This window comes from Victivallaceae bacterium (assembly GCA_036659455.1).
In the GTDB taxonomy this organism is placed as follows: Bacteria; Chlamydiota; Chlamydiia; order Chlamydiales; family Chlamydiaceae; genus JAVXCN01.
Genome location: JAVXCN010000001.1, coordinates 623,605 through 647,640, shown reverse-complemented (window position 1 = coordinate 647,640; position 24,036 = coordinate 623,605). Strand labels below are relative to the sequence as shown.

Genomic DNA, 24,036 nt, shown 5'->3' with positions numbered 1-24,036 from the left:
CAATAAAATTATTTTTCGGATATTTTATGAACGATCGTTTAGTGACTGAGCTTCTTGATGATCGTATGCACTATAAATACGGGTTTTCTACGGATGTAGAGAGTGAAAGAGTGCAAAGAGGGCTCTCGGAAGAAATTATTCAAAATATTTCTTCTATCCGTAACGAACCCGAATTTTTAACCGATTTTCGAATGAAAGCCTACCGATATTGGAAGACTCTTCAAGAACCTCGATGGGGGAATTTTCAATATCAATCTGTTGATTACGAACGGTTGATTTATTTTTCCGCCCCTAAGCAAAAAGGAGCTACCGGTAAGCTGGAAGATGCCGATCCTGAGATTTTAAAAACTTTTAAAAAATTAGGCATACCGATTGACGAGCAAAAGCGTTTATTGAACGTAACCGTGGATTTGGTGTTTGATTCGGTATCGATAGGCACGACTTTTAAAAAAAATCTTGAAGATGCCGGGGTTATATTTTGTTCATTTTCGGAAGCTGCCCGTTCTTATCCCGATCTTGTCAAAAAATATTTGGGTTCCGTAGTTTCCTATAAGGATAATTTTTTCGCCGCTTTGAATTCAGCGGTTTTTACCGATGGATCATTTGTCTTCGTCCCTGCAGGTGTTCGTTGTCCCATGGAGATATCGACCTATTTTCGAATCAATGATAAAGAAGCAGGACAGTTCGAACGTACTTTAATTATTGCCGAAAAAGGTGCCTATGTCAGTTACCTTGAAGGGTGTACCGCACCTGCTTATTCATCTAACCAATTACATGCGGCAGTGGTGGAACTTGTGGTCAAAGAAAAGGCTCATGTCAAATATTCTACGGTTCAGAATTGGTTTTCGGGTTCTAAGGACGGTGGGAGGGGGGGCGTTTATAATTTTGTGACCAAACGGGGTCTTTGTCAGGGAGATTTTTCCAAGATTTCTTGGATACAGGTAGAAGTGGGGGCTGCCATAACTTGGAAGTATCCGAGTTGTATTTTAAAAGGCGACAACTCAGTGGGGGAATTCTATTCCGTAACTTTGACGAACGGATATATGCAGACCGATACCGGAACTAAAATGGTGCATTTAGGCAAGAACACTTCCTCTACGATAATCTCTAAAGGCATTTCGGCGGATTGTTCAAAAAATACTTTTCGCAGTCTCGTTTCAATGGGGAAAAAAGCTTTCGGTTCTCATAACTATACGCAATGCGATTCGATGTTGATAGGGAACCGTTGTCAGGCAACGACTTTTCCGGTCATTAAGTTGCAAAACGGACGTTCTTCCGTGGAACATGAAGCAAGTACTTCTCGTCTTCGTGAAGATCAATTGTTTTATTTAAAGAGTCGCGGTTTTAATCCGGAGCAGGCTATCGGTTTACTGGTTAACGGCTTTTGCTCGCAAATCATTAGTGAACTGCCTTTGGAGTTTGCTGAGGAGTCAAGAAAGCTTTTGTTATTGAAATTGGAAAATAGTGTGGGTTAGCGATGCTGGAAATAGAACATTTGCATGTCGTGTGCAATGACGGTCCCGAAATTTTGAAAAACTTGAATCTTCGAATCAATCCCGGTGAAAAACACGTGATCATGGGACCTAACGGAGCCGGTAAATCGACTTTGGCAAAAATTTTGCTCGGAGACCCCGGTCTTGAAGTTTCCTCGGGGCACATTTCGTTTTACGGGTCCGATTTATCGGAGCAAGCAACGGAAGAGAGAGTCGGTGCGGGACTTTTTGTCAGTTTTCAGAATCCGCCGGAAATTGCAGGGCTTGTGGGAAACACTTTATTATTCGAATCCTTAAATCATATACGGGCGTTTCGTAATGAGCCGGTATTGACGAGAAGCGAATTTCAGGTGCGTCTGTCCGATATGAAAAAACATTACGGGTTTAAGGAAACGGATGCTCTTTTGGAACGATCTTTCAATCAAGGATGCTCCGGTGGAGAAAAAAAGAAGCATGAGCTATTACAGATGTTGATACTGCAACCTGCTCTTACCGTTCTTGATGAATTGGATTCCGGTTTGGACGTCGATGCGATGAAGTTTGTCTGTGACTCCTTAAATAAATATTATGAAGATGAGCCGGAGAAATCCTTAATATTTATTACGCATTATCCGCAAATGGCTCAGCAAATTAATCCTGATTACGTACACGTTTTAAATGAAGGTGCGATCGTATTGACCGGAGGTCAAGAGCTCATTATGCGTTTGGAGTCGGAAGGATATGAGCGGTTGATTATTTCTTCTTGCGTTTCCGCAGATTAAAAATACGGTAGTTAAATATGAAAAACAGATATTCGGATGTCATGGGTTGTATTCCTTGGGTTGCAACGTTGGAAGCAACCGAGGCGAATGCCCTAACGAGTAAGGTTGTGTCCTTATGTGGCGAGCTTTCCCGGTTATGTGACGAGTCTCAATTTCGATGCGTTCTGATTAACGGTGTTTATGATTCCGTATCCTCTAGGCTTCCGGAAGGAGTTACGGTCATGTCTCGGCGTAAAGCTTCTTCTCGTTATAAATATTTTTTTACTGAAAAACCGGGTGATTCGATTGAGAGTCCTTTCATAAAATTTCATAAGAATCGGGATAATGACGGTTTATTCCTTTATTTTCATGATTCGGATAAGGTATTCGATATCGAAGTAATCAATAGTTATTCGGACCCTCGAGAGGTACATCATCCCGGGTTGTGTATCGTTGTGGGTAGAAATTGTGAAGTTCGAATGACATTACGAACGTTAGGTTGCCGAGGTCTTGAAACCGGGCGTATCAATGGGAAAATCGATTACTTTGTTCAAGAGGGAGGAACTTGTAGTGTCAAAGTTATGGGCAGTCGGCAATGTCGCGAGGAAATTTGGACTTTTATTTCGGAATTAATGACTGATTCCTACCATAAGACGGAGTTATTTCCGTCCAAAGGTTCGCAGGGATTGGTTTTTTATGACTGTCATACCATGTTGCGGGGTGATAGAGCCGAGAGCAAAATTACTTTGAAAGGTTCTTTAATCGAACGCAACCGTTTGTTCATAAACATATTTATGAAGCATATGTCTCGAGAGACCGTTTCTCGACAAGACATACGTACGATATTGGAAGATAGATCCGAAGTCGTTTTTCGAGGAGGGATATACGTAGACGTTCCTGCCGAACTGACACGAGCTTATCAAAAGCATGATTCCTTAGTTTTGAGCGATGAGGCTTTGGTTGAAACGCAGCCGTCATTGGAAATTTTTTCCGATAACGTAAAAGCTTCCCACGGAGCAACCATAGGGGGCTTCGAAGAGCCTGTAATAACTTATTTATCTGCTCGCGGATTATCGCGGCGAGTGATTGTCGAATTATTAAAGGAAGCCTTTTTAAACGGTGTTACTGCAGAAGATGAATGTGAAGCTTGATACGAAAAAAGATTTTCCGATGTTCTCTCGTCTTATTAACGGTCGTCCATTGATTTATCTGGATACGGCGGCAACGGCTCATAAGCCTGCTTCGGTTGTAGAGGCTGTCTCCGATTTTTACGGAAAATATTACGGGACCGTTTTTAGAACTACTTATGCACTATCTCAAGAGGCCTCTTTTAAATATTGCGCAGTTAGGGACAAAATCAGAAATTTTCTGAATGCCGAACGCAGCGAAGAAATTGTATTTATGCGAGGAAGTACTCACGCAATAAATATTTTAGCCAGATCTGCCGTTGAAGAATTAGTACCGGAAGGAGGATGTATTTTGCTTTCCGATATCGAACATCATGCTAACGTCATATCTTGGCAACTGGCCGTAAAATACCGAAATATAAAAATTAAACAAATTATGACGGATTCCGAAGGCTTTCTTTTAAAGGATCATTTGGAATCGTTATTAAAGCAAGGAGCCGATTTCGTTAGTATTCCGCATATATCCAACGTATACGGAAGTATTCAGCCGTTAAAGGAGATTGCTGAGTTAGTCCATAAATATGGAGCTTTTTTATGTATAGACGGTGCCCAAGGGGCTCCTCACGTGCCCGTAGACGTCAGGGATACGAATGTCGATTTTTACATATTTTCCGGTCATAAGCTTTACGGGCCCACCGGGATAGGCGTTCTTTACGGCAAATACGAATTATTGGACCGATTGCCTCCGATTGAAGGCGGCGGTGATATGGTGGAAGTGTATGATCCGGAGAACATAATTTTTGCTAAGCCCCCGATGAAATTCGAAGCGGGCACTCCCTCGATAGCATCCGTTCACGGATTGGGAGCTGCTATCGATTACGTCACTTCTTTCGGTATGGATGCGATTTTTGCCTGGGAAAGGATCCTTGTCAAAAAAGCTTTAGATCTTTTGAGCGATTTTGAAGGTCTTCACATTTTAGGGACGCTATCTCCCGATCGACGAGGATCTTTGATCAGCTTCTCTATAGAGAACTTACATCCCTTTGATGTAGGTCTATTCTTAAATAATTATGGTATTGCTTTGCGTACCGGCAACCATTGTTCCCAACCGGCTATGCTACGCGCCGGATTGTCTCATGTCAGTAGAATTTCATTCGGCATTTATAACACGGAAGAAGACTTGGATTTTTTTGCACAATGTTTGAGAGAAATAGTACTGTCTCTTAAGACCTAACCAATTGTCGTAATTTTTCATAAACGAAGTTCGTTGCATAGTTTCGAATTTCTCTTAAAGAAAAAACTTTGCGAATGGCTAGCGGATCATTTAACGGAATTCTAAAAAGCAGACCGGAGCTCCTATTCGTATTTAGTGCACTACCCTTAACAAAAAGGAATCGATAATGCGAGACGGCTTTTCGATAGGCCGTTCCGTTATATCGTCCGAAAGGAAACACGAACGAATCAATAGGTTGATTAATGATTTTTTCTATGAGTTCTTTAGAGTGGATAATTTCATTATCTTGACATTGAGGACTTGTTACGCAGTTTTTCAATTCATTGCCGTGACAGGCAATTTTAATGACGGAAGAATGAGCTAATTCTCTTAGTTCGCGATAACAACAGAAAGGACGGGATAAAGGAAAAACATCATCTTGAAAAGCCAAGGTATCCGGGACGGTCAAACGTACCTTCAAAGAAGGTTTATCGACATCTTCCGGCGTGAGGTATCGATGGGAGGCTCCCAATACGGCTTTGATATTATGCTCGGTCAGAAAAGGAAAGAGATTGTAATAAAAATCGGCGGATGCATGGGAGAAAAGTAAATTAACGGTGATTGTCGATTCGGTTTCTTCGGGGAAACTAATTGTAAAACGTCGCTTTAACAAAAGAAGATGCTCTTTCAAGTCGGAAAAATACTCAGGATCGGAAGAAGATGTTACACGATCATAAGAAAAAATTATTCGCATACGTCAGAGGAGGATATAGACGGTCTAATGGTAATGGAACCGTTAATAATCAGAACTTTTCCTTTAGGTTTAGAAGAAGAGATCGTTGTCGTTTCAGGATATTTTGGGGATTCGACCGAATCGCTCGAAATTATTTCGGAAGATATATCAAGCATAATGAACGAGAGGGTTATTTAGATAAGCTTCCAAAGAACAATTGCCTTCGGAAAATAATTTCATGACATCGGCGAATTTTGGAGAATCGGACAGTTTTTTCATATAATACTCACGGAATTCAATAGCGTTGAGGCGATTGCTTAACCATACGGCTTTCATTAACGTTAATGTCTTCAGCAAAGGATAATCCGTTACGGAGTAATTTGTTTCCAAAAGAGTAAAAAGATCGTGATTGATTTCGAAAGCCGTTATCAGGTCATCCGTCTGAATGGCCTCCGTAATGGCTATTAAATGTTCGCTGATTTTAGAAGAACCGAACATCCGACAGGCCGTTTGATAGGCTTCCCTTGAATAAGACAATCCCTTTTCGGTATCTCCATTCAGAAAAAAGAGCGAAGCAAGAAAAGGCAAGTAACAATTTTTTTCTTTGGGAAGTCGAATAATAGCTTTTTCTATCTTATGATTAAGTTCCTGTTGGGATAGGAAATCGCCGACCGACATAAAGTCCAATGATTTCGTTGCGAATAGATGATCCCGCAATATTTGATCATGAAACCGTTTTCGGGATTGCATTTGTTTTCCTAAGATCACGCCAACACAAACAACGATACACAGACCTAAGACACACCACTTTAATCCGACGGAAATCGAAGAGTTTTTGGAAAAAAATTTCATAGATAATGGGAATAAAGATATTCCATAGAATTCTAATTTACGATTTTTTTTTAGTAAATATTTAAAATATTTGTAATGATTTCGTAGCGTCGATTTTATGTTTAAGACTGAGCGTAGATCCCATTGGCTTTAGACGATGGGCTAAAAGCGGCCCATACAGAATCGTAGGGACTACGAGGATAGCCTGTGTAAACTTGTTCCAGGTAGGAATATTGAGCAGAAAGCCAACCGGCTTTAGACGGTTGGTAGTTCACTAGCTTATATAAATAATCGGGAGATTAAATATGCAAGACACTCTTTTGGAAGTACCTTCGGATTCAATCAGAATAAGTCCTTTTCAACCGAGACGTCATTTTTCTGAAGAGGAACTTAGAGGATTAGCAAATTCGATAGAATCGATAGGCTTGTTACAACCTCCGGTCGTTAGGGAAGTTTCAAATAACGGTACGTTTTTATATTACGAATTGATTGCCGGCGAAAGGCGATGGAGAGCATTGAAATTGCTCGGAAGAGAAAAAATAGAAGTCTTAGTGAGATCTTCCGAAGATAGTTGTGCCGCCGAAGCGGCTTTAGCCGAAAATTTACAACGGGTTGATTTAAATCCTATCGAAATGGCCGAAGCTTTCAGAAGATTCATGGATGCTTTTCAATTGACTCAAGACAATTTGGCCTTACGAGTCGGTAAAAAGCGTTCTACGGTAGCCAATTATCTAAGATTATTGACTTTCGGTAAAGAAATCCGAAATTTATTGATATCCGGAGAATTGACTATGGGACATGCTAAGGTTTTATTAACGCTGAATTCCGAAAAAGATAGGAACGAATGGGCTCATCTTGCCATCAAACGAAAATTGCCGGTTCGTGATTTGGAACGATTGATTGAGTCTCGAGATAGGACAAGCCTTTCCTTCGGTCCCGGCACGAAATCTAAACAAAATCTTACAAGTGAAAACCTAATTAGGTTTTTTAAAACCCGATTCGGCATGGAAGTAAAGTTCAAACCTCTTAAAACGGGGGGATGTTTCGTGCTAAGCTATAAAGAGGAAGAGGTTTTGGATTCCTTGGAAAGGTTCTTTAAGGCTGAAAATCAAAAATCCTTTGAAACTTAAGAAATTATCCGACGCATGAATACGTTTTTCTGATCAGAGAATTTTTAGGGTGAGTGGCGGGCTGCGCTTTCAATAGCATTTTCGTATATTCATTCTTTGGATTGTCAAAAACTACTTGCGTAGCTCCGGATTCTACAATTTGCCCTTTATACATAATGAGTACATGTGAACAGAAATGACTGACGACGGACAGATCGTGAGATATGAATAGGTATCCGAGGTTGAGTTCGTGTTGTAAGTGCTTCAGCATATTCAGGATTTGAGCTTGAAGAGATAAGTCCAATGCCGAAACGATTTCGTCGCAAACGATCAATTTGGCATTTCCTATGATGGCTCTGCCGATGGAAACTCTTTGCAGCATGCCTCCGGATAATTGATGAGGATACTGGGAAAGTATGTCTTGAGAGAGACCGACCTTCTCCATCACTTTTTCTGCGATAGCCATTTGTTCTTCGCGTGTTGTAATGAATCGATGATAAAGAAGATGGTGACTTATATTATCGAGAATTGTTTTCCGAGGATTTAAGGAAGAATACGGATCTTGAAAAATCATGCGTAAATCTTGCTTATAGACGTGTTGAGTTTGCGGAGTTCCGATTACCGTATTTTCAAAGAGAATTTGACCGGATGAAGGTTTAATCAATCCCATAAGCATCATAGCCAAAGTCGTCTTTCCGGAACCCGATTCTCCTACTAACCCGAGAATCATTCCCGAATCCATTGTAAAAGAAACGTTGTTTACTGCCGCAGTAACCAGTTTTTCTCGGGAAAATATGTGCTTACGTTTGTAATAATATTTCGATAATGCATTTACCGATAAAAAATTAGATGTACCCTTATTTGTCATATAACCAACATTTTACTCTGTGTTTATCACCGATATCCATCGTTTTCGGCGTCCGCTTACGACATTGTTCCGTTACGTGCGCGCATCTCGGATGGAAACGGCATCCCGTAGGAAAATTCGTATAATGAGGAATTTGCCCTTGAATAAGAGGCAGTTCTCCGGGGCCAATTCCCGGTTGCGCCGCAAATAAGGCTTGCGTGTACGGATGGGAAATGTGATCGAAAAGTACGAACGTTGAAGCTTCTTCAATATGTTGTCCTGCATATAACACCAGAACGTCGTCGGCAATCTCGGCAACGACCCCCATATTATGGGTAATAATAAGAATAGCCATACCGGTTTTTATTTGAATTTCTTTCAATAATTTTAAAATTTGATATTGGACGGAAGCATCTAAGGCTGTCGTGGGCTCGTCGGCAATTAAAATATCGGGACGACAAATTAATGCCATGGCTATACACACTCTTTGCAGCATACCTCCGGACAATTGATGAGGGTATTGTTTCAGGCAAAGAGCGGGATTCGTAATCCCCGTGTTTTCAAGGGCTTCATATAAAAGGATGTTTGTTTGATCGATATGGAGACCGAGATGCTGATCGACGACTTCTTTCATTTGTTGCCCGATAGTATATACGGGATTTAAACAGGTCAGCGGGTTTTGAAAGATCATAGTAATCCGAGAACCGCGAATCTTTTCCAAGGCCTGAGGAAGAATGGTTAATAGGTTTTGATCTCCGTAAAGAATTTCGCCTTGAGGTTTATGAAAAGGCGGATACGGCAATAAGCCTAGAATGGCTTGAGCTGCTACGGATTTTCCTGATCCGGATTCACCTATAATCGCTAAAGTCCGTCCTTTTTTGAGAGTAAAGGAAAGGTTATCGATAAGCTCGTGAGTCTTACCTTTCTTGGTAATTCGAATGCTGAGGTTTTTAACTTCTAAAATAGGGAGATCTTCCATAGAGATTTACAAAATCTTTTTTCAAGGATATTATGGGGAAAAAAGGCATTCTTATGCAAACTCTTGCTCGTTTGTTCGGGCGTTCTCCTTTCGCTCCCCTGGAAGCTCATATGCGCACCGTTTCGGAATGTGTCGGTATGTTGCCTAAAATTTTTAGTTGCTTGAAGTCCGAAGATTATATAGGAATCGAAAGAACTTCAAAAGACATATCGGAAAAAGAGCATGAAGCCGATTGCTTGAAAAATGATATAAGAAATCATCTGTCCGGCGGATTGTTTTTGCCTATTTCTCGGACAGCTATTCTTGAGATTCTTTCCTTACAGGATAGTTTGGCAGATAGAGCCGAAGATGCTGCAATCCTATTGACGTTTCGTCAATTAAAACTGCTTCCGACGTTTGAATCGGATTTTTTTCTATTCTTAAATAAAAATTTGGAAGCTTTTGACTCTGTCATTGCTACCATGAAAGAACTTAATGAATTACTGGAAAGTTCTTTTGGTGGATTCGAAGCGAGTAAAACACGAGAAAAAGTTTTTGAAGTCGCTAAAAAAGAGCATGAAGCCGATTTATTGCAAAGAGTGCTTCTCAAAACGTTCTTAAGTGATCAATCCGATATTAATCAGAGAGATCTTTTCTTGTGGTTGAAAGTAACGCAAGCTATTGCCGCCATATCGGATAATGCGGAAAAATTAGCTAATCGCGTAAACATGACTTTAGAGGAAAGATAGATACCTTTATGTTATCTTTAGTAATCTTAGTGATTCTTTGCGGTTTATATGCCGCATGGAACATCGGAGCTAACGATGTCGCTAATGCTGTCGGGACCAGCGTAGGTTCCGGAGCTTTGTCTTTGAAACAGGCCGTTATTATTGCTGCCGTTTTTGAATTTTTAGGGGCTTTTGTTTTCGGAGGTGAAGTTTCCGGAACTATTGAATCGAGAATCGTAAACTTTTCCGGTTTCCCGGGAGGTACATTGGATTATGTTTACGGAATGACGGCAGCTTTGTTGGCAACCGGAGTATGGTTGCAAACGGCTTCTTTTTTCGGATGGCCCGTTTCGACTACTCATTCAATTATCGGAGCCGTTATAGGTTTTGGATTGGTTGTCGGAAATTCCGGTGCTATCTATTGGGGACATGTTTTTTCAATCATTTTAAGTTGGATATTATCGCCTCTCTTTGGGGGAGTCGTTTCTTTCGTTATTTTTTCCTTAATCAGACGTCGCATTCTGTATCATGCAAATCCTGTTCAAGCCATTATTCAAGTGGCTCCTTATCTGGCTTTTGCCGTTATTTCCGTTTTAACGGGAATTATTTTGAACGGAGGCTTGCTCGCCGAACGCATAAATATTGTTTATAGATATTTAATAATAGCAGCCGGGGGATTGGCAGCATTTGGATTTACTTTTCTTATTCTTAAAAAAAACCGTGATTACGATCAAATTCTCAATGATCAAAAGTTAATTCGTCGTATTCAGAAAACGGCTCATTACGGAAAAAACTATTTGGTTGTAGAAGTTATTTTTTCTTATTTTCAAATGGTTGTTGCCTGCTTTATGGCTTTTGCTCATGGTTCGAATGACGTGGCTAACGCCATAGCTCCCGTAGCTGCGGTATTGAAGATTGTTTATCCGAAATTTATGTTGCATGATGGGAACGTATGGCTATTGATTATGGGTGGTATCGGTATCGTGCTTGGATTAGCCACTTGGGGCTGGAGAGTGATAGAAACGGTAGGATGTAAAATCACCGAATTAACGCCTTCCAGAGGATTCTCGGCAGGATTCGGTTCGTCGGTAACCGTTGTTTTGGCTTCCAAATTAGGGTTCCCAATATCGACGACTCACGTGGTAGTCGGAGCCATTTTAGGAGTCGGATTTGCCAGGGGTATTAAAGCCATCAATTTGAACGTGATTCGAGATATCGTATTTTCTTGGTTTATTACGGTGCCCGCCGGAGCAGGATTATCGATATTGTTTTTCTTTATTTTAAGGTTATTGTTCGGGTATGTCTAAAAGAGTTAGAATCCCATCAACGGTAGCGGTATGGTAAAACAAAGATTATCGATTCGAGATATGTCCTTTAACGGACGTAGAGTGTTATTAAGAGTAGATTTCAATGTCCCTTTAAAGGATGGGCGAATTCTTGACGATACCCGTATTAAGGCGTCTCTCCCCACTATCGAATATCTTTTGAAGGAAGGAGCCAAGGTAATTTTAATGAGTCATTTGGGTGATCCTAAAAGTATCGATATGACTTATTCCTTAAAACCTATCGTAAAAATTTTAGAGGAATTTTTAGGTCGTAAAGTCGGTTTCGTATCCGATTTTCCTAACGATGATGTAGGGCGATGCATAGAAGAAGTCTTGAAATGCCGAATAGTTTTACTTGAAAATCTTCGTTTTCATAAAGGAGAAAAAAACCCGAATGAACATCCGGAATTTGCTATGGGATTAGCCTCTTTAGGTGACTTATACGTAAACGATGCTTTCGGTACATGTCATCGTAAACATGCTTCGGTATATATGGTTCCGCAATATTTTCCCGGGCATGCGGGTATGGGCTTTCTCGTAGAGAAAGAGATTGATTTTTTGGGTAATACTCTCAATAAGGACATCGTGGAACCTTTTACGGTTCTTCTCGGTGGGTCTAAAATTACCTCGAAAATAGGCGTCATTAATGCACTTATAAATAAAGCTTCCTCCATTCTTCTCGGTGGAGGCATGGGACTGACCTTTTTAAAAGCTCAAGGTCTTGATATAGGTCAATCTTTGTTTGATGCGGAAGGTCTTCCTTCAGCCGTTGAACTTTTGCAACGAGCCAAAGAGACCGGTGTTGATATCGTATTACCTGTCGATGTTAAAATAGCTCGAGATCCGAAAAGTACGGCACGTGAAGTTTCGGTTGAAAATATTCCTCAAGATGAATCCGTGTTCGATATAGGTTCTCAAACCGTTACCGTTTTCGATAAGATATTACGTTCTTCAGGAACCGTTTTTTGGAATGGGCCCGTAGGGATGTATGAAGTTCCTCCTTTCGACACGGGTTCATTACAATTAGCGAGAATCATTGCCCTTTCCGAGGCCGTATCGATTGTAGGCGGCGGTGATGCGGCGGCAGTCATTAAATCGGCAGGAGTTTCCGCTGGGATTACTCATGTTTCCACTGGAGGAGGAGCCTCTCTGGAATTTATTGAACACGGAAACTTACCCGGGATAGATGTTCTTTCTCCAGGATCTCTCTAAAGTTATGTCCGATAGTTGGACCATAGAATTTTCTTCCGATTATTATCTAAGATCTCTAGAGCTTTGTATTCGCGATTCTTGTTTTCGATTGGTTGCGGAAGGGAATTGGTGGAGAGCCATCCCCATTGATTCAAACTTAGAAAATACGAATTATCATCTTTTGGCACAGCGATTGGATATCTTATTACGTAACAAAAGAATTACTCTTTTTTCTTTAGAAGCTCTTTTAAGTGCTATCGATGAAAAAAAATTAAGAAAAACAGAGAAAAAACGGAAAAATTTTCATGCTTGGAATGAAATATTATTTATAACGCACATCAAAAAATCGATTTTAAATAAACTAGTCGCTTTAAGGGATAATCGTCATTGAAATAATTTCTATTGATAATTCCTTATTTATTGGATTTTTTATTTGAAAACGGCCGTTATTTATGAATATTTCGAATTTTCTCAGAAATCATCTAGAGCATGTCTTGCAACTCATCGAAACCGTGCCAACGGCACCGGATCGGATATTGGCACGTTATTTTAAGGATAATCATTGTTTGGGTTCTAAAGACAGAAAAGTCATAGCTAATCTGGTTTTCAGTATTTTGCGTCGTAAAGGAACGTTAGCTTATATCACGGGAAAAAATTCCTTAAAAGAATATATCAATCTTCTATTACAACCTGATTTTTCCTTTGAAGAGTTTGATCTTCCGATACATTTGAAATATGGGTTGACATCGGAATTATGGGAACTTTTAAATCAATATTACGGAGAAAATTTCACAAGAAATTTCGGTATCGTTTGCGATACGCCGGCTCCGGCGACTATTCGTATTAATCCTCTTAAAACCACGAGAGAGGAATTGATGGCTCTTTGGAAAGATAAATATTTCGGGACGTTTTGTAAGGAATCGGATCTGGGTATTTCCTTTCATAAACGTTATCCTTTGGAAAGTACTCCTGAGTTTAAAAAGGGATGGTTTGAGTTTCAGGACGAGTCTTCACAATGTGCGGCCCGTTGGATGCAATTATTCAAGCATGATACGGTTTTAGATTACTGTGCCGGTACGGGAGGTAAGAGTTTAGCTTGTGCCGATAGAGCCGGGCGCTTGTTTTTACATGATATAAGAACTCATTGCTTGAATAAAGCTGTTCAAAGGCTGCAAAGAGCGGGTGTAGTGAATACGGAGATTATATATCCGCAATTCATGCAAGGAATCTATTCCGTCGTATTAACCGATGTGCCCTGTACGGGAACGGGAACTTATCGAAGATCGCCGTGGCTAAAGTGGGAGTTTTCTTCGGATCGGTTGAATAAGCTATTGCTTTTACAGAGAGAAATCGTGAAAAAAGCCGTTTCTTTTTTAGCTCCCTCAGGTAGATTGGTTTATATGACCTGCTCTATTCTGCCCCAGGAAAATGAGGAGCAAATAGAGTTTTTTCAAAAAGAATACGGGTTGACATTGACTCAACCTCTTTATCGTCACTTCCCTGCCAAAGGGACGGGAGATGGATTTTTCATGGCAGATTTATCTTTATAAATACGACGATCTTCCGGAAGCCGATTTGCGCATACGCCGTTTTGTGATGCCGAATCTTAGGAACGGCAAAATTATTAACAAGGTTATGAGAGAGGCTTTTATTTTTAATAATTTATGTAAGAATCTTAAAAATAAAGAGTCCGGATTGATAGCGATATCCGTAACGACGGGTACCTTGTTTAAAAGCGCACCGTCTTGATCAAAGATACATAACGTTCCTAAATGATCTCCCGGTTGTAATGGTAATACGACGGAAGCTCTTTTAAATGATAAATGGGGATTCAATGAAGGCTCGGACGGAAATATGTTATAGGAAAGGCCTTCTTGAAGCATAACCTTAATTTTACGGCTAACTCCGGGAATTGAAATGCTGAGTTGAGTGCCTGGTTGAAGCCTATAGCAACGTTTCTGAGGTTCGTGAAAAACAGTTTCGAAAAGACGAATCATATCTTTATAAAGAATATCCGACGATTCTTGACATCCCATGATAACCCCAATCAAAGACCTACGGTTATCGGAAGCTGCAGCTACGAGATTTTTCCCCGCATCTTTTGTCGATCCGGTTTTAACTCCGTAGGCATAGGGATAAAAATACAGGCTTTTAGGTAAAAGTAATCGATTGGTTTGTGAAAAAATTCTTTCCGATTCCAGATTGGTTGCCTGTGCTTTGTAGCTGAGCGAGGAGGTGATGGAACGAAACAGCGGATTTTTTAAAGCCTCCCTAGTCATTAAAGCCAGATCATAGGCAGTCGTCATGTGATTGGGGTGATGTAAGCCGTGAGGATTCATAAAATGAGTTTTAAGACATCCTAGGGATCTTAAAAAGTCATTCATATCTTCAATATATCGCGGAATACTATCGCAAGCTATTCCGGCTAAACAATTTGCCGCATCATTGGCCGAGGCAATCAAAGTAGCATTTAAAAGATCGTAAACGGATACTTCTTCTTTAATTTTAAGCCCTATTTGGGAGCCGTCCGTTTCAAGCCAATGAGCAGGACTTCTGTAATTCGATTGTCGTTTGGTTTGAGGCGTGATTGAGGTTAAATAATCGGACTTGATAACGGCTTTATTATTAAGAAGGTGAGAATATTTCGTGATAAAGAACAGCGCTGTAGCTATTTTAGTCGTACTTGCCGGATACAAAAGCTCATGACCGTCTCTTTCGAAAAGTACGTGTCCTGTTTGCGCATTCATTATTAAAACAGCTTTGCTCTCATTCTGAAATTCTAAACCGAAAGTCGTTATTGAAAACCGGATAATCGAAAAGACTAATATCCAAAATGTTTTATACATAACCGGTGGTAAGCGTTACTAAATTTAGATAACAGTAAACCGTTTGAAACGGATAATATGTTCTTATTTTAATTTTTATTTATTAATAGTTTAATATCGTCCACACATAATTTCATTTTTATTAAAACTCTTGACTACTTCAAAAAAAAGAAACTACCATTTATATAAGGAGAAAAAATATGGATCCTGAATATTTAGACCGAGTTTATCATAAATACATTTCAAATTTAAAACAGTTTATACCCGAAGGCTTTCAGGATATTAAGGATGTATCCGGAGTCGGATCGAACGAACTTTTAGCTGATTACGATTGCGGGTTCGGAGTCGATAAATTGCATTATAATTTTTTTGTTATGGAATCCCTTGATAAATTAACTTTGTTCAATAAAAAATTTACGGTTTGGATAGTACCGGAAATATTAAACAGCGAATCGATTACCTATTGTTTGATTGCTCTGAATAAAGGAGGAGATATTAAGCCCGAAGTTGCTTTTAAAGCCATCGGTCGACATAACAGATCGGATGTTATTTTAAAATTTTTGGAAAACTCTCTTAGTGAAATAGATGAGAATGAAAGGGAGTTATCTTCGTTTTATGAAGATGATTCGGATTTTTGAATATAGAACGAAAGAGTTAAGATATTTTTGTTCTGCTCTCTTCGATAAGATGTTTTATCCGCAGCATGGAATAATAAAATGAGACCGACACCACCCATCGAATTATCTTTCAAGGAATTTGCTGTTGTCGAAGGAGAGTTTTCCAAAGGATTAAACGATGTTCCCTCATCTTGAATTTTAACGTCGAAGGTTTCATCGGAGACGGCGCAGGAAATATCTATCGTTCCCGGACCGGTTGAATAAGCATATGAAATAATATTCATTATAGCTTCTTCACAGGCAAGTTCTAAATAAAACAATTGTTTTGGAACCGGCATATAAGGATAGGCGAGACGTTTGATTTGACTCAAAATATCTTTTAGAAAATGCAACTCTGCCGGAAAAGAAAAGTCAAGTAAGTTCATAGAACACCCTTTGAGCGATTAAGGTCCCCAGTTGTCGATAAACCGTCTGTTGAGCGGTTTTATAAGCTTCTCCGTGCATTTCGAATTGACCTAAAGCAAAGTTATGATAATTTTCGACTCCTAAATCCGGTTGAAAGTCATAATAGGCATCCAGTTCTACCGTAAATGAAGTTATAATGACTCCAGCCGGATTTTTTACCGTTATAACGGCGCAAGAAATCAGTTTGCTTTCATTTGATACGAGAAATCGTCTTTTCGGTTGCTCTTGTGTTTGAGGAGCAAAAGTAAAACCGGTGCTTTCTTCGATATTCTTTAGTTCGGTAACGGTAATGTTTAAATAAGCTTTTGAATTATCAGGACAAAATCGATAATTTCTTTTGATCAGTTCCGTAATAATCGTGGCTTGAAGAATACCCTGCTCGTCATCAGGAATTCCCGCGATATAAAACGTAGAGTTCAAACGTTCGGAAACATCGGTACAACGATTCGAAAGAACGGTATAACAGCAGGAACCGGTTGATAAACATAAAATACAAACCCACAATCGCAAAAATAAAGGACTAAGAAGCGAAAATAAGACCCGTGTGAGCATCAATACGTTCACGGCATTTTCCTGCAGCTAAAGTTTCGGGAAAAGTGTTAACCGCATTTTTATAGTAAATGCGGGCAGAAAGTATTTTTCTCTTTTTTTCGTAAAACCGTCCTAAACGATACAGGCCTTCCGCGCTGTTTTCCCGAATTTTTTGCAGATTTAAAGATGCAGCCGCGATTTTTTGTACTACGCCCGGATATAGTTCTTTCATGCGTATTAAATTATTCGCGGCTGAGGACAAGTATTTTGAATTTTGAGGTTCCGACAAACTTTGAATTAAATATATCTTGGATATATTAACAAATGAATCGGGACTTAAAGAACTTTCCGGGAATTGACGAATCAACATTTGAAATATTTTTATCGAATCGTCGTATTTTTTTTGAATCATTAATAAAACGGCTTTCCCGAATAAGGATTTAGCGGCAACTTCTTCCGCAGGGAAAGAAGAAATGATCTCATTATAAATGCGTAGGGCATCGTCTTGGGCATTTTCCAAACGAGGTAATCCTTCCAAGCCGTAAAGATGTTTTTTCGTGCCTTTGGCATAACTTTGAGCAATCATGTATTTAAGATGACAGACGTCTTGAAAATTGGCTGAACCTTCGTTAATTTCCACGTATTGAGAAAGATATCTATCTGCAAGATCAGGTTTTCCCAAACGTACGTAACAAAAAGCCACCTGCTTTAAAGCGGAAGAACAATGAACGTTGTTTTTGAAGTGATGAATAATCAATAAGTAACATAAAAGCGCTTTAGGATAATTTCCGGCTTCAAAATAGCTTTCCGCCTGAAGGTGATATTCATCGGCACTCTTTGAAGGAATAAATCTTCCCGGAGCTAATTTGCCCTTAAAAATTTCAAAAGGCTGTGCATTGACGTTAAACGTTGAGCCTATTATTAAGAAAATAAACACTAAAAAAAATATTTTATATTTCATTGCATGCCAGACATTTTTTAGTTAAAAGAGGGGAGGACATCTCTACCTCACTGGTGGACATGATCCTACAGTTCCCTGATTTGCGGTTCAAGGATTTTATATTTTATTGTCATGATGAAAATAATAGTTATGCATTGTATTACATAGATGTTTAATTTTCTTTTGTTTAAAAATCGTTTTTGAGTTTATTGAAAATTTCAAAGAAATAATTCTTTTTATATGAGAAAATAATAAGAAGGTACTATATGAAAAAATTGTTCGTTTTAACAGGCATTTTGACGGTTACTTTCTTTGGAGGGGCAGGTTTTTTTGACAGGCTTCCTCCTGCTCAAGGATTTTTTAGTAACGCATTCGAAAAATTTGCTTTTTTTGCCGGTAAATCCGAGCGGTTGGTGAAAACTTTTTTCGGTTTGGAAAAAATCAAAGCTCTTGAGGCTAAATATTCACCGCAGGATGTCATCCCCGGTATTGAGTTGATCGATGATTTTGGAGTGAGGACCGAATTGAATTTTTTCCCCCATCTTCTTATGCACGTGAAATATGCTAGAGAAGGCTTAAGAAGCGGAACTCAAGAAGGCGTGATTCTATGGAGTCTCGTTAATGGAGAGATGGTTTTGGATACCGATACTTGGGATTGTTCTCAAGGTTTTGAAGATTGTCTTTTATTTCGTGCCGATCAAAAAGACTTTAAAATTCTACAGGCTTTGGCTTTATTAGGCGGTATTTCTTCAAAAGAATCGTTAAGGATGCTTTTGGAACTTGAATGTAAGGATGTTGAAGCTGACATTAAACAATGCTGCAAGAAAAAATTAGTGTTCGTAAGCGGTAATAAGATCGGGTTACTCTTTAGATCGTTGAATGCGTTACAAGGTAATACGACAAAATTAAAAAGTTCGTTAGTAGCTTATTCGACACCTAGAAAATCAAAATTTTATCCCAGAGAGTATTCTTCGGATCAGGTAAGAAATTTAGCTAAAATGGCTTTCGGAAGTAATTTCGTTATCGTTAAACACGAAACGGTTTTCGTTCCTGTTTATAAGGTGTCTTTGAAAAGCGAGACCGGAGCTTTAAGAAGCGAGTTTATTAATGCCGTGAACGGAAAAAAACTGTCATTGTAAAATCCGAAACTCTTTACGTCAAGAGCTCGACGGTAAAGCCGTTTTTTTTCAGATAATCTTTTAATACGATATCCGTAACCCCGACACAAAATGCTTTTCCGGGGTGGATAACGGCAAATTTTCGATCGTTAAAAAAGAAGTTCAGTATGACGGGAGAATTTCCGGGGTGTTTTTTAAGATAAGTCTTTAAAGTCAGGAAATGAGAGAGGGTCATTTTATCAATACTGATTTTCAGATGAATAGGGGAAGCTGTTTGATCGCTTTTTTCCGATCCCGAAGCGGAACTTTTTTTCTCTGACATTAGAAAACCGTCCTTAAACGAATTCGATTTAGCTAATTGGTATTTGATTTTTTCATAAATCTCATCGATATTTCTAACGTTATCCGGATTTTCGGAATCCGGAATGACCGATATCAAACTATCCATCCAACGACAACTCAATCGTAGAACTTCACTTCTTTTATCGACAACCAATATTGCATAAATAAGATTGTCTTCTTCAAGAAGATGAGATTTCGAATCGAATAAATCGGACCAAATAGGTAATTCAATGGATTCCGATAAATCGCTGATTTTCAATACTGCGAATTTTTTCTGTCCTTTTGAAGAGACCTTGACGGTAACTTTATCAATGATAAAAGCCGATCGAAAAACGGTCCCATGATCTAAAGTTTGTATTTCGGAAAAAGGAATGCAAGACAAATACTTAAAATATTTAGCAAAACGATCCATGGGATGCTTAGTCAAATAAAAACCGAGAAGCTCTTTTTCCTTCTTAAGAATGGCACATTCATTTCTCGGAACCAAAGTCGTCTGTTGATTGTCAATTACATAATCATCGTAGTTGTCAGGAGCATCGATTAGAGAGAAAAGCGTTAATACACCGGTTGCTGCTTCTTTTTTTTCTTTATGGATGGCATCGTAAGTCGATTCCAGTCGCATTTTTAACGCGTCTTTATTATTGCCGGTAAAATCGAAACAACCGCTATCGATTAATAGATCCAAAGATTTTTTAGTGACTCGAGATAAGTCTACTCGTTTCATAAAATCTTTTAGACTTATAAACGGACCGTTTTTATTTCTTTCTTCAATAACCGTTTCGACGAGATTGTAACTGATACCTTTTATTCCGGGCATAGCAAAACGGATACCGCTTTGAGTCGCTACGAAATCAACTCCGGATTCATTGATATCGGGAGGAAGAATGGATATGCCCATGTTTCGACATTCTCTGAGAAGCTTACCTAATTTGTCGATATCATCTCTATCGCTCGTAAGTAGTGCTGCCATCCATTGTTTAGGATGATTGGCTTTTAAGTAAGCGGTGGCATAGGTAATCAATCCGTAAGCGGCAGCATGCGATTTATTGAATCCGTAGGAGGCAAATTTTTCCATTTTGTCGAAAATGGCCGTTGCGGTTTCCTCAGAAAGATCGTTTGAATAGGCGCCTAGACAGAACTTTTCTCGTTCTTGGAGCATCTGTAAAGCGTCTTTTTTCCCCATAGCTCTTCGTAAAACGTCACCTTCTCCGGGAGAATATCCTGCAAGAGTTTGTGCGATTTGCATAACCTGTTCTTGATAAACCATAATACCGTAGGTTTCTTTCAGAATGGTTTCCATTAAAGGATGGTCGTACTCTATCGGCTCACGTTTATGTTTTCTGTTAATGAAAGAAGGAATCATATCCATAGGACCGGGTCGATATAAGGCTCCTATAGCTATGATTTCTTCAAAGCAATCGGGTTGTAATTGTTTGGACAACTCTTGCATCCCCGATGATTCCATTTGAAAAACTCCTAAAGTCTTTCCTTGATGCAAAAGTTTGAAGGTATTTTTATCGTCGAGAGGTAATGTTTCAACCCGTAGTTTTTTATCGTCTTGGACTGCAATGGATTTTAAGGCAATATCTATACTGGTTAGAGTTTTAAGTCCCAAGAAATCCACTTTCAACATTCCGATGGCTTCCAGAGGTTTCATCGAAAATTGAGTCGTAATCATAGATGAATCTTTAGGCAAACAGATGGGAATCCTTTCCATTAACTTTTCATTGGAAATAATGACGCCGGCGGCATGGACTCCGGTATTTCTGATACAGCCTTCCAGTTTTTGAGCCATATCTATTAAGAATTTGGCTTTCTTATCTCTTAGATATAAATTTTGTAAATCGGAGTCGATCTCAACGGCTTTTTCCAAGGGGGTATTCGTTTCCGGAATGAATTTGGCGATAACGTTTACTTCAGCTAAAGGAATATCGAGAACTCGTCCTACGTCTTTAACGGCCATTTTGGCTTTCATGGTTCCGAAGGTAATAATTTGAGCGACGTTGTCTTTTCCGTAACGTTCGGCAGCATAATTAATTACCTGCTCTCGACCGGACATGCAGATGTCGATGTCTATATCGGGATAGGAAATACGTTCCGGATTAATGAAGCGTTCGAAGAATAAATCGAAACGCAAAGGTTCTATACTGGTTACATCGATAAGAAACAATATAATGGAGCCTGCGCCGGACCCTCTTCCGGGACCTACCGGAATATTATGATTCTTTGCCCATTGAATGATGTCCCATACAATCAGCAAATAGTCGCACATGCCTTTGGAAATTATTACGGATAATTCTTTTTCCAGTCTGTTTCGAATAATATTCATCGGATCTTGACCGGGAAACTTATCAGCTAAAATTTTCAAAAGCTCCGGTGTGTATTTACGAGCTATCCCTTCGTTACATAAACGTTTTAAAAAATTTCCCGAAGCGGAATAACGAAGAGTTTCATCGTAATCCGTTTTATCTTCGAATCCCGGAGGCATGTAAACGGGATAGTATTTTTTATTAAAATCGAAGGGGACAAAGCATTTATCTGCGATCTCAAGAGTATTGGTTAATGCTTCCGGATTATTTTTAAAACCGATTTCCATTTGTAGAGGAGACTTAAAATAATATTCACGACTTTTATAAACTTTGCGTTTCGGATTGGGAACGTAAAGGTCGTTTTTTGCAATTCGTGTCGTTTCTCCCGATTGGACATTCAACAAAATTTCGTGGCTTTCAAAATCTTCGGCATTCAGATAATGGGAATCGTTTGTCGCTACACAAGAAATACCGAACTTTTGGCCTTGAGTTAAAAGAGCCCCATTAACTTTTTTTTGACTCTCGATTAAAGAATAATAATCTTGCTTAAGCCAATCTTCGGAAATAAGAGCAATATCTTGAGGAATCATCTCATGTAATTGAAGCTCTAAGTAAAAATCATCTTTAAAAATATCTCGATAAAACAAAATTTCCTGTTCCAGTTCTTCCTCGGACTTCAAGGCTGCTTGAGCTACGGAGCCTGATAAACAACCCGATAAACAAATAAGGCCGGAAGAATGTTCGGCTAATAACTCTTTGTCGATTCTGGGATGATAATAAAATCCTTCGGTGAAACCCTTTGAAGTCAGATAACAAAGGTTACGGTATCCTTCTTCGTTCTTGCAGAGCAAAATGAGATGATAGGCGGTAGGAGCTCCTCGAGATTCTCTTTTTTTATTGAAACGTGAAGAGGGTGCAACATATATTTCAACACCTATGATAGGTTTGATGTCATGCTTGAGACATTCTTTATAGAAATCGATGGCTCCGTACATGTTACCGTGATCGGTCAGAGCCATAGCGGGCATATTGAAATCCGCAGCCCTTTTAGCTAGTGCTTCGATGGAGCATGTAGAATCCAATATCGAATATTGAGAGTGACAATGTAAAGGAATCCAAGACAAAACGTTCTTTTAACTTATGTTCAACCGGTAATAAAGAGCAGTTAATTATTTATGTTCGGTAGGCGAATCCGAAACGGCATTCCAAGTCGGTAAAAATAAAAGGACCGCAATCAACCCACATACAGTTAATGTCAGAAAATAACCGTCCCATCCGTGATCCGCAATTTTTCCTAAAGGATACCCTGCAAAAGCTGCGCCGAAATATGCGAACCATCCGGCAAATCCACTAGCCGTTCCGGCCGCTTTTTTATGAGATAATTCGGCTGCGGCAAGCCCAATTAACATTTGCGGCCCGAACAAGAAGAAACCAATCCAGAACAGGAATGTAGCGTCCAGATAGAAATTTTCTTTAGAATAGAGCCAAAAACCCAGAACCGAAAGAACCATTCCTAATGAGAATAACGTATTCATCGGTCCGCGCTTGCCTTGCGACCATTTATCGGATAATCGACCGGCAATCAACATACCGAATAATCCCCCGATTTCGAATACCGATACACAGATATTGGCTTTCAGAACGGAATATTTTTTTGTATCAATCAGGAAAAGAGCACTCCAATCATTGATGGCCATTCGAACGACATAAATGAAAAAAGAAGCTGCTGCCAATAACCATAACCATTTATTGGTTAAGACATAATCGAATAAAATTTGGGTCGTAGATAATTCTTTCTCTTGAGACGCTTCCACACCTTGATAATCGTTTCTGAATTTTTCAATTGAAGGCAATCCCAAGGATTGCGGCGTATCTCTTAATCGATTCATCAAAAGAAGTCCCATAACAATACAGGAAAGTCCGGGTATCGCCATGGCCCAACGCCAGTCAAAATATTTGACGAGATAAGCCATTAGGATCGGAATAAGAAAACCGCCGATATTATGCGACGTGCTCCAGACACTCCACCAAGTCCCTCTTTCGGAACGGGAATACCAGTGCGTCAGTAAACGAGCACAAGGAGGCCATCCCCAACCTTGAAACCAACCGTTAATACCCCAGAATACGGAGAAAAGAAGCAAAGAAGAGGAAAGCCCGAAAAAGATATTGGTCAATCCTGTTATTATCAATCCCAATGACATGAAGAAACGGGGATTGGATTGATCGGAGGCGATACCACTGACGAACTTGCTTATCCCGTAAGAAATGTAGAGGATGCTGCCCAACAAACCGAGCTGAGCTTTCGAAAAGCCTAAGTCATTAATCAATGCCGGCATGGCAAAAGTAAAGCTTTTCCTAGTAAAGTAATAAAAAATATAGCCGATGAACATGCTATAGAAAATACGAATACGCCAGTATTTGTATTTCTGGGTAACTTTGGCAGGATCTTTAATTTCTTCTCTGTGTTTAGGGGGACGGAGAAAATTAGGGATCAAGCTCATAAGCAAAACCTTTGTATGTTAGAGGCAAAGATACAGTTGCGGAGTCAAAATCGTCAGATTAACATATGAGTTTTGAAAAAACAAGTATGTTGT

General features: G+C 39.4%; 22 protein-coding genes. 12 read left to right on the top strand and 10 right to left on the bottom strand.

The features are described from left to right. Window positions 1-26 precede the first annotated feature (26 nt). The 4 genes from sufB to RSA43_03060 are packed head-to-tail and all read left to right on the top strand — an operon-like array spanning window position 27 to window position 4,594. Window positions 27-1,475 carry a Fe-S cluster assembly protein SufB gene (sufB, locus tag RSA43_03075; protein MEG2496267.1) on the top strand — a complete coding sequence of 483 codons (1,449 nt, stop codon included), beginning with the start codon at window positions 27-29 and terminating at the stop codon, window positions 1,473-1,475. A 2-nt stretch (window positions 1,476-1,477) separates the two neighbouring features. Beyond that, window positions 1,478-2,254: a Fe-S cluster assembly ATPase SufC gene (gene sufC / locus RSA43_03070; protein ID MEG2496266.1), complete on the top strand. Its 777-nt coding sequence runs from the start codon at window positions 1,478-1,480 to the stop codon at window positions 2,252-2,254. Between the two features lie 17 nt (window positions 2,255-2,271). After that, on the top strand, window positions 2,272-3,384 hold the full coding sequence (locus tag RSA43_03065) for a SufD family Fe-S cluster assembly protein (protein ID MEG2496265.1): 1,113 nt from the start codon (window positions 2,272-2,274) through the stop codon (window positions 3,382-3,384). Beyond that, a complete protein-coding gene (locus tag RSA43_03060) occupies window positions 3,368-4,594 on the top strand; it encodes a SufS family cysteine desulfurase (GenBank protein MEG2496264.1) in 1,227 nt (408 codons plus the stop codon). The genes RSA43_03065 and RSA43_03060 overlap by 17 nt, the downstream gene beginning before the upstream one ends. On the opposite strand, the gene RSA43_03055 is transcribed toward RSA43_03060, so the two are convergent. Then, window positions 4,584-5,327, bottom strand: a complete 744-nt coding sequence (locus RSA43_03055) for a polysaccharide deacetylase family protein (GenBank protein MEG2496263.1) — start codon at window positions 5,325-5,327, stop codon at window positions 4,584-4,586. The two genes, RSA43_03060 and RSA43_03055, sit on opposite strands and share 11 nt — an antisense overlap. A 147-nt stretch (window positions 5,328-5,474) precedes the next feature. Beyond that, the gene (locus tag RSA43_03050; GenBank protein ID MEG2496262.1) at window positions 5,475-6,158 is read right to left on the bottom strand and encodes a hypothetical protein; all 684 of its coding nucleotides are present in this window, start codon (window positions 6,156-6,158) and stop codon (window positions 5,475-5,477) included. A gap of 284 nt (window positions 6,159-6,442) precedes the next feature. Between RSA43_03050 and RSA43_03045 the strand changes: the two genes are divergently transcribed. Beyond that, complete coding sequence (locus RSA43_03045; protein MEG2496261.1) at window positions 6,443-7,267, top strand: ParB/RepB/Spo0J family partition protein; 825 nt, start codon at window positions 6,443-6,445, stop codon at window positions 7,265-7,267. A gap of 4 nt (window positions 7,268-7,271) precedes the next feature. Here the strand turns inward: RSA43_03045 and RSA43_03040 are convergent, their stop codons facing one another. Next, window positions 7,272-8,114 (bottom strand): ATP-binding cassette domain-containing protein, encoded by an 843-nt coding sequence (locus RSA43_03040; GenBank protein MEG2496260.1) that lies wholly within the window; start codon window positions 8,112-8,114, stop codon window positions 7,272-7,274. Further along, complete coding sequence (locus RSA43_03035) at window positions 8,104-9,072, bottom strand: ABC transporter ATP-binding protein (GenBank protein ID MEG2496259.1); 969 nt, start codon at window positions 9,070-9,072, stop codon at window positions 8,104-8,106. The genes RSA43_03040 and RSA43_03035 overlap by 11 nt, the downstream gene beginning before the upstream one ends. A 32-nt stretch (window positions 9,073-9,104) precedes the next feature. On the opposite strand from RSA43_03035, the gene RSA43_03030 reads away from it, so the two are divergent. The 5 genes from RSA43_03030 (at window position 9,105) to RSA43_03010 (ending at window position 13,845) form a co-directional block, all read left to right on the top strand. Then, window positions 9,105-9,800 carry a TIGR00153 family protein gene (locus RSA43_03030; protein ID MEG2496258.1) on the top strand — a complete coding sequence of 232 codons (696 nt, stop codon included), beginning with the start codon at window positions 9,105-9,107 and terminating at the stop codon, window positions 9,798-9,800. 8 nt (window positions 9,801-9,808) lie between these two features. Next, on the top strand, window positions 9,809-11,086 hold the full coding sequence (locus RSA43_03025; protein MEG2496257.1) for an inorganic phosphate transporter: 1,278 nt from the start codon (window positions 9,809-9,811) through the stop codon (window positions 11,084-11,086). 30 nt (window positions 11,087-11,116) lie between these two features. Beyond that, window positions 11,117-12,316, top strand: coding sequence for a phosphoglycerate kinase (locus tag RSA43_03020; GenBank protein MEG2496256.1), 1,200 nt, complete (start codon window positions 11,117-11,119; stop codon window positions 12,314-12,316). Then, window positions 12,291-12,686 (top strand): hypothetical protein, encoded by a 396-nt coding sequence (locus tag RSA43_03015; protein ID MEG2496255.1) that lies wholly within the window; start codon window positions 12,291-12,293, stop codon window positions 12,684-12,686. Before RSA43_03020 ends, RSA43_03015 begins: the two co-directional genes overlap by 26 nt. Before the next feature lie 61 nt (window positions 12,687-12,747). Beyond that, entirely contained in the window at window positions 12,748-13,845 is a 1,098-nt protein-coding gene (locus RSA43_03010) for an RsmB/NOP family class I SAM-dependent RNA methyltransferase (GenBank protein MEG2496254.1), read from the top strand. Here the strand turns inward: RSA43_03010 and RSA43_03005 are convergent. Beyond that, window positions 13,840-15,141: a D-alanyl-D-alanine carboxypeptidase family protein gene (locus RSA43_03005; GenBank protein ID MEG2496253.1), complete on the bottom strand. Its 1,302-nt coding sequence runs from the start codon at window positions 15,139-15,141 to the stop codon at window positions 13,840-13,842. The two genes, RSA43_03010 and RSA43_03005, sit on opposite strands and share 6 nt — an antisense overlap. 179 nt (window positions 15,142-15,320) lie before the next feature. On the opposite strand from RSA43_03005, the gene RSA43_03000 reads away from it, so the two are divergent. Beyond that, the gene (locus RSA43_03000) at window positions 15,321-15,758 is read left to right on the top strand and encodes a hypothetical protein (GenBank protein MEG2496252.1); all 438 of its coding nucleotides are present in this window, start codon (window positions 15,321-15,323) and stop codon (window positions 15,756-15,758) included. On the opposite strand, the gene RSA43_02995 is transcribed toward RSA43_03000, so the two are convergent. Genes RSA43_02995 through RSA43_02985 form a run of 3 tightly spaced genes read right to left on the bottom strand, consistent with a single transcriptional unit; the run spans window position 15,734 to window position 17,694 of the window. Next, window positions 15,734-16,162, bottom strand: coding sequence for an ATP-binding protein (locus RSA43_02995; protein ID MEG2496251.1), 429 nt, complete (start codon window positions 16,160-16,162; stop codon window positions 15,734-15,736). The genes RSA43_03000 and RSA43_02995 overlap by 25 nt on opposite strands. Next, entirely contained in the window at window positions 16,149-16,754 is a 606-nt protein-coding gene (locus RSA43_02990; GenBank protein MEG2496250.1) for a hypothetical protein, read from the bottom strand. Before RSA43_02990 ends, RSA43_02995 begins: the two co-directional genes overlap by 14 nt. After that, entirely contained in the window at window positions 16,723-17,694 is a 972-nt protein-coding gene (locus tag RSA43_02985) for a tetratricopeptide repeat protein (GenBank protein MEG2496249.1), read from the bottom strand. The genes RSA43_02990 and RSA43_02985 overlap by 32 nt, the downstream gene beginning before the upstream one ends. 245 nt (window positions 17,695-17,939) lie before the next feature. Between RSA43_02985 and RSA43_02980 the strand changes: the two genes are divergently transcribed. Beyond that, window positions 17,940-18,812, top strand: coding sequence for a hypothetical protein (locus tag RSA43_02980; GenBank protein ID MEG2496248.1), 873 nt, complete (start codon window positions 17,940-17,942; stop codon window positions 18,810-18,812). Between the two features lie 13 nt (window positions 18,813-18,825). Here RSA43_02980 and dnaE read toward each other — a convergent pair whose 3' ends face one another. Continuing rightward, a complete protein-coding gene (gene dnaE, locus RSA43_02975; protein ID MEG2496247.1) occupies window positions 18,826-22,566 on the bottom strand; it encodes a DNA polymerase III subunit alpha in 3,741 nt (1,246 codons plus the stop codon). A gap of 45 nt (window positions 22,567-22,611) precedes the next feature. Then, window positions 22,612-23,943, bottom strand: coding sequence for an MFS transporter (locus RSA43_02970; GenBank protein MEG2496246.1), 1,332 nt, complete (start codon window positions 23,941-23,943; stop codon window positions 22,612-22,614). Window positions 23,944-24,036: the final 93 nt, after the last annotated feature.

Coding starts and splice junctions, on each gene's coding strand:
- RSA43_02985 (MEG2496249.1), bottom strand. CDS start 17,694: ATGAAATATAAAATATTTTTTTTAGTGTTTATTTTCTTAATAATAGGC.
- RSA43_03065 (MEG2496265.1), top strand. CDS start 2,272: ATGAAAAACAGATATTCGGATGTCATGGGTTGTATTCCTTGGGTTGCA.
- RSA43_03035 (MEG2496259.1), bottom strand. CDS start 9,072: ATGGAAGATCTCCCTATTTTAGAAGTTAAAAACCTCAGCATTCGAATT.
- RSA43_03030 (MEG2496258.1), top strand. CDS start 9,105: ATGGGGAAAAAAGGCATTCTTATGCAAACTCTTGCTCGTTTGTTCGGG.
- RSA43_03015 (MEG2496255.1), top strand. CDS start 12,291: ATGTTCTTTCTCCAGGATCTCTCTAAAGTTATGTCCGATAGTTGGACC.
- RSA43_03055 (MEG2496263.1), bottom strand. CDS start 5,327: ATGCGAATAATTTTTTCTTATGATCGTGTAACATCTTCTTCCGATCCT.
- RSA43_03045 (MEG2496261.1), top strand. CDS start 6,443: ATGCAAGACACTCTTTTGGAAGTACCTTCGGATTCAATCAGAATAAGT.
- RSA43_03005 (MEG2496253.1), bottom strand. CDS start 15,141: ATGTATAAAACATTTTGGATATTAGTCTTTTCGATTATCCGGTTTTCA.
- RSA43_03050 (MEG2496262.1), bottom strand. CDS start 6,158: ATGAAATTTTTTTCCAAAAACTCTTCGATTTCCGTCGGATTAAAGTGG.
- RSA43_02990 (MEG2496250.1), bottom strand. CDS start 16,754: ATGCTCACACGGGTCTTATTTTCGCTTCTTAGTCCTTTATTTTTGCGA.
- RSA43_03020 (MEG2496256.1), top strand. CDS start 11,117: ATGGTAAAACAAAGATTATCGATTCGAGATATGTCCTTTAACGGACGT.
- RSA43_02995 (MEG2496251.1), bottom strand. CDS start 16,162: ATGAACTTACTTGACTTTTCTTTTCCGGCAGAGTTGCATTTTCTAAAA.
- RSA43_03000 (MEG2496252.1), top strand. CDS start 15,321: ATGGATCCTGAATATTTAGACCGAGTTTATCATAAATACATTTCAAAT.
- RSA43_02980 (MEG2496248.1), top strand. CDS start 17,940: ATGAAAAAATTGTTCGTTTTAACAGGCATTTTGACGGTTACTTTCTTT.
- RSA43_03040 (MEG2496260.1), bottom strand. CDS start 8,114: ATGACAAATAAGGGTACATCTAATTTTTTATCGGTAAATGCATTATCG.
- RSA43_03025 (MEG2496257.1), top strand. CDS start 9,809: ATGTTATCTTTAGTAATCTTAGTGATTCTTTGCGGTTTATATGCCGCA.
- sufC (MEG2496266.1), top strand. CDS start 1,478: ATGCTGGAAATAGAACATTTGCATGTCGTGTGCAATGACGGTCCCGAA.
- RSA43_03060 (MEG2496264.1), top strand. CDS start 3,368: ATGAATGTGAAGCTTGATACGAAAAAAGATTTTCCGATGTTCTCTCGT.
- RSA43_02970 (MEG2496246.1), bottom strand. CDS start 23,943: ATGAGCTTGATCCCTAATTTTCTCCGTCCCCCTAAACACAGAGAAGAA.
- RSA43_03010 (MEG2496254.1), top strand. CDS start 12,748: ATGAATATTTCGAATTTTCTCAGAAATCATCTAGAGCATGTCTTGCAA.
- sufB (MEG2496267.1), top strand. CDS start 27: ATGAACGATCGTTTAGTGACTGAGCTTCTTGATGATCGTATGCACTAT.